General features: G+C 59.3%; 4 protein-coding genes. All 4 read right to left on the bottom strand.

Annotated elements, in window-relative coordinates:
- Positions 1-197: 197 nt before the first annotated feature.
- Positions 198-539: a hypothetical protein gene (locus tag NWI01_RS16935; RefSeq protein ID WP_141385152.1), complete on the bottom strand. Its 342-nt coding sequence runs from the start codon at positions 537-539 to the stop codon at positions 198-200.
- A gap of 129 nt (positions 540-668) precedes the next feature.
- Positions 669-1,295 (bottom strand): helix-turn-helix domain-containing protein, encoded by a 627-nt coding sequence (locus NWI01_RS16940; RefSeq protein WP_141385153.1) that lies wholly within the window; start codon positions 1,293-1,295, stop codon positions 669-671.
- Between the two features lie 660 nt (positions 1,296-1,955).
- The gene (locus NWI01_RS16945; protein ID WP_141385154.1) at positions 1,956-4,553 is read right to left on the bottom strand and encodes a TonB-dependent siderophore receptor; all 2,598 of its coding nucleotides are present in this window, start codon (positions 4,551-4,553) and stop codon (positions 1,956-1,958) included.
- Between the two features lie 110 nt (positions 4,554-4,663).
- Entirely contained in the window at positions 4,664-5,677 is a 1,014-nt protein-coding gene (locus NWI01_RS16950) for a FecR family protein (protein ID WP_141385155.1), read from the bottom strand.
- Positions 5,678-5,817 lie beyond the last annotated feature (140 nt).

Raw genomic sequence — 5,817 nt, forward strand, 5'->3', positions numbered from 1 at the left:
GCTTGGTGAAGAACGCATCTCGTCTTGGAGATTCGTTCGATTTTCCAAGCCGTCTAATATCCTGGACGAATCGCCGTTATCACAGCGCACCCGGCTACTGTATTGGACGGTCCGGCACCTTATTGGAGGAAAGCGAACAGCACGAACAATCCCTAATTGAAGCTCGAATTAGGAGTATATACCATCTGGATCGATAGTTAGAGATCATTCACCTCTTGAAGGGACAAGCACATGACTCCAGCGATGCAGATGATGATGCCCATGATGGGCGGCGCCTCACCTATGATGTCGCCCATGATGATGAATGGCATGATGCCGATGGGCGGCATGATGCCGATGGGAGGCATGATGTCGATGCCGACCATGATGTGCCAGATGACCTGCACGATGACGGCCAACGGCATGACCTGCGAGATGAAGCCCATGGATGCGTCCATGAAGGACATGTTCATGCAGTGCGGCCAGAACATGATGAACATGGCGAACAACGGCATGCCGATGATGATGTGTTGCGGCGGGATGGCGATGATGTGCGTCATGCCGGCCAAGGCCGCCTGACGATATCGAACGAGCCGGTGAAGTTCGAACAAGGGCAGACTGGTTCTGCCCTTGTTTTGTTTCAGGCTGGGCGAGTAGTGGCCGCGAATACGCCGGGTTGCGCGCCGGCCTCAGCCAATCATCTGCGCGTAGGTCATCACCAGATACAGAACTGCCTCGTCTGTGCCGAGATTGCGGTATGCATGCGGAACGTCCGCCTCGAACAGCATGGCGTCTCCCTCTCTCAGAGTCGTTGGCCGCGCCGATCCGACGGCGATTTCGACCGATCCCTTGGCAACCACCAGATTCTCGCGGGTTCCTGCCGCATGAGCTTCGGCGTTTTCGCAATAGAGCGGAGCGAGCCGGAGTTCATAAAACTCAGTTCGTCGTTCGCTATCGAACGGAAACAGAGCCCGGGAGGTGAACTGGCCCTGATTGGATGACAACAGCTTCGAGCCATCGCGGCGCAGTACGATGATTCCTTCCGGATTGCCGACGGCTATCAGGCTGGCGAACGGAACAGTGAGCGAGGTGCAGATCTTCCAAAGCAGACCGATGGTCGGCGTGCTCTTTCCTGTTTCGATCTGGCCAAGCATGGCGCGGCTCACGCCCGATTGCTTGGCCAGGCGCTCGAGCGACAAGCCTTGCCGCAACCGGATTCGGCGCAGGTTCTTTCCAACAATCACCGGCAGTTCAATGCAATCCAGACCGCTTCCATCGCCTTGATGGTAAATCTGGCTCGTGCCGAGCTTGCTCATGCGATGATCGGGCCGGACTCCGTGGATCCGGGCCTTGATACCCATGTCGGGAACACAATGACGACAGGCACCGTCAGCCACATGAACGGAAAAGCGTATGGGAATTGGCTGGCCGATGACGGACCACAGGCTCCTCCGGATTTCGCTGCGCACCTGCGCCGCTCCAGATAAGGCTGAAAGTCAATAATCGCGGCGCTGCTTTTTCCCACGGCTTCACCATTTCAATTGCATCGATCGAGAGTCGTTTCGCCCTATATTGGCGAAGCGGAGTGATCCTCACAATCAGCAGCAAAAGAAAACGATAAACTTCGCAGAATGTACCGCTCCGCGATAAAGCCATTCTGAGCGACGGGACCGCGGCAGCTAATATCATCCGCGCCGGCCCGCACGGATGGATTGCAAGAATGAGAGTCCCCACACCTTCGCGTTTCACACGTGAACACGGTGCATATGGCGCTACGAAGCTGTTATCCCGCCTGGGTCGTCATGGAGCGGAGGATCTTCAACGAGGCGACCTCCCGTCGTGCTGTGCCACCGATATTGAGACCGCTCCGCCCGCACAACGGGAAACGGCATCGAAGGCCGTGCCCCGCCTGCTGACGATCAGCTGCCTGACATCGAACTCGTTCTCAGCCGCGCTGAAGCCGCCGCGTGTGATGCTTAAAACCTCGCCCGCGCGCTCAGCAGGAAATTACGGGGCGCGCCGTACCAGTTGGAGGTGTCCGCGTATCCCACAGTCTGGTAATATCGCTTGTCGAAGACATTGTTGACGTTGAGCGTCGCGGTCCAGTGCTGATTAATCTTGTACTCCACGTACAGATCAACCACCGCGCGGCCCGGCTCGGTAAACTCAAACGGGGCCATAGGTCCGTCATACTCTCCGGTATTCGGGTTTAATGTTCTCGCCTCTCCCTTCCGGTAGAAGGAGCTTTGCGCGGTCACGCCGCCGCCGACTTTCCACCCATCGAGCGGCCCCTGAAGCGCATAAGTCGTCCACAGCTTGAACAGGTGCTTGGGAGTCACCGTGCTGTAACGGCCGCCTGCCGCAATATTCTCATTGTCGTTGAAGGTATAACCTGCCTGAACCCGCCACCCCTCGGCGATCTCGCCACTGACCTCGGCATCCACGCCCCGGCTGACAATGCGGCCCTGACCGAGGAAACAGCAATTGCGGCCCAGGTCGCCGGTAACCGGCGGATAGGCCGGGTCGGGCACCGCCTCGCCGTTACGGTTGACATGATAAAGCGCGATGCTCGTATTCAGGCGCCCGTCGAGCAGGCTGCCTTTGACGCCGGTCTCATAAGTGCGCCCCGTGACGGGACCGAGCGGTGTTCCGGGTAATGGCCCGCTGAGAGAACTGGCCTGAGGCTGATAGGTCTCGGCAAAGCTCGCATAAGCGGACCAGTGTGTTGAGAAATCATACACCAGGCCCAAGGAAGGCGTAAAAACCTTGTTATCGTCGAACCTTGTAAGTTCCGTGCCCGTGATGTTCCCCGTATTCCTGTCAAAGGAAGTGAAGACATCGTCGTAATTGTACCAGCTCAACCGCCCACCGACGATAAGCGTGAGCGGATCAGCGATTTTCGCCGCCAGCGACCCGTAGAGCCCTTTTTGCGTGATTTTTGTCGTCGACTGACTGGTTCGGAAGTATGGGTCATCGAACCGATAGTTCGCTGGATCGAACTCGAATATGTTCGGAACGAATATGGTGCCGCCGTTGCGGCGATGGCTTTCTACGCCACTGTCATATCGGATTACATTCGCACCCAATGTCAGCTTGTGGTCCCTGCCAAGCAGATGGAATGATCCCTTCAACACGGCATCCAACGTGCTCTGGGTTTCGTTACGATAAAATTGACTGCCGTGGCCAGTAGCGCTGCGAAGGCCGGACAAAGTGATCGGATCAATCGCGCCCCAGAAGATCTGAGTTTTTTCATCCACCTTGCTGTGCGCTCGCGACGCCTCGATTCCCAGGGTCCATTTGTCTCCGAGTTCCTGATCAAGGCGAACGAACTGCTTGGTGGTGGTCCTCAGCCAGCGATTTTCGTCAGGAGCGAGAAACGTGCTGCGCGGCAAGCCGATGTCTGCCCCATTCGAGAAGCGCGGCAGGCCATAACGCCAGTTAGAACCATCCTGACGCATGACGTCGCTGCCGAAGGTCAGCATCGTGCTGTCGGTGACGTCGGCTTCGACAATTCCATAGAGCAGGTACTTGTTGCTTTTTGCGACATTGTAGAAAAATTCCCGATCCTCATAGACGCCGACGAAGCGTCCGCGAACGGCGCCGTTCGCGTTGAGAGACCCACTGACGTCCAACTCGCCTCGATAGTTATTCCAGCTTCCGCCTCTGGCGAGCGCATTCATCTGAAACTGGCTGGTCGGCTTCTTGCGCACGAGATTGATAACGCCGCCGGGCGCGCCTGAAACACCATAGAGCGCATCGGAGCCACGCAGCACCTCGACGCTGTCGTACATGGCGAGGTCCGCTTGCGATGTGGTCAGACCGCCAGCATAGACTTGGCTGTATGACCGTGCCGACAGGGGACTGTTGCCATCGACCTGGAAGTTCGTGATCTCGAAACCCCGCGAATAGAAACCCGAGCTTGAACTGCTTTGTTGCTCCACTGTGATGCCGGGCGTGTACTCCATGACATCGTCCAGCGTCCTCAGCCCCTGATCCCGCATGCGCTGGTGCGTCATCACCGTGACGGTCTGCGGCAACTCCCTCAGCGTCTGTCCTTTACCGAAGGAAGACTGACTCGTCGTGTAGGACTCGGTGCCCTCGGTTCTGCCGGGCCGAGTTGCGCCCTGCACGTCGATGGTGTCGAGCGAGATCGCGCCGGCGACCGGGGCAACCGCCGCATCGGCCGCGCCGACCAATGCGGCGGAACCCGGACCCCCGATCCGTACGCTGAGGCCGGTGCCCACGACAAGGCGTTGCAGCGCCGACGACGGCGGCATGGCGCCGATCACGGCGACCGATGTCTTGCCATGTACAAGCTGCGACGAGTAGCTGATCTGCCAGCCCGTTGCGCGGATGAACGCGTTGATCGCCGACGACAGCGGCTGCGCGGGAATCGAGAAATTCACCGGCTGAGAAGTCACCGCCTGGCGCGTTTGTTGCGCGCACGCAGGCGCGACGCCGAGCATGCCGGTAAAACCGATCATTGCCGTGGAGAGCAGGAACGATAGATAACGTCGTCCTCTTATCACGCGTTCGCCGCGTCCGCTGCCGCCGTTCAGGTCGCCCTGCCTCATCTTCAAGCCCGCCCTCTGATTCAATCGAGGGTCGGTCCCGCGCTGCGTGCGCGCCTCGCCCTCGAACAGATGACGTTCGACATGGGACGATCCGGCAAAAAAAACCGGTGCTATCGCAGGAGGATGATTCCGCCGGGCAGACGGTTCATGGTCGCGCCCGCCGCATCGGCAAGCGTACGAATGGCGCCGGGCACGTCATCAAGACGATAGTTGCCGGTGACGACGAGATCACCCACCCGCGCGTCGGCGACGATGACGATCCCGTCGTAATAGCGACGCAACTCATCGAGCACGCGCGCCAGGCGTTGATTCTCGAATATGATGCGACCTTCGCGCCAGGCGAGAATCTCCGACGGGTCACGCCTGGCAACAGCGGAGAGAGCCTTCGCGGTGGCCGTCACCATCTCACCGGGATCGAGTTCGACATGGTCGCCGGAATCCGACAACCGGCTGACCTCGACGCGGCCGCGCTCAAGAACGATGGTGTCCTGATCACTTTCCGTCCTGACGGCAAAGGCCGTACCCTTCACCTCCGTTTCCCCATAGTGACCCGCAACACGGAACGGATGCGCCGGATCGTGCCGCACATCGAAGAAGGCTTCGCCTTCCAGAAGGGTCACGTGTCGCTGCCCATTGGTGAAGTCAATCGACACGGCCGAAGCGGTGTTTAGAAGCATCGTCGAGCCGTCCGGCAACGAGACTTGCGCCCGGCCGCCTGTTGCCGTGATGAAATCGGCTTGCCACCGCAACATCAGAGCCGGATATTGCCACGCGCCGATGGCGATCATGAGGATGGCGGCGGCAGCGACGCCACGCAGTGACCACGAGTGAGCGTAGCGCGCGGCCGAGAGCAGCCGGCGGCGGTTCATTGAACCGCGCGCGGCGGCTGGCATCCCTTCAGCCGCTTTCCTGAGTTCAGGGGATCCCCACATCGCCTCGAGATAACGATACTCTTCGCCGTGGCGCGGGCTGCGCAGCAGCCATTCGTGAAATTGCCGTTGTTCCGCCAGCTCCAGCGGCGCGTTCTGACGGCGGGCGAGCCATTCGAGCGCTTCATCGACAATCGGATCCGGATGAGTAAAGACTCCTCCGGATTTGTCGTCCTCTGCGCCGTCGTGTGCCACTCAGACCATCCTGTCTTCGCTATGCCGCAGCCTTATACCAAAGACGTTCGGCCGACTGGAATCCGGCAAAATCAGTGGGACCGGCGACCAGCCCATGTGGTTCGGGAGGAGAAATCCCGCTATAGCGTTTTCGAGCGAAG

This window comes from Nitrobacter winogradskyi (assembly GCF_006539545.1).
Classification (GTDB): Bacteria; Pseudomonadota; Alphaproteobacteria; order Rhizobiales; family Xanthobacteraceae; genus Nitrobacter; species Nitrobacter winogradskyi_A.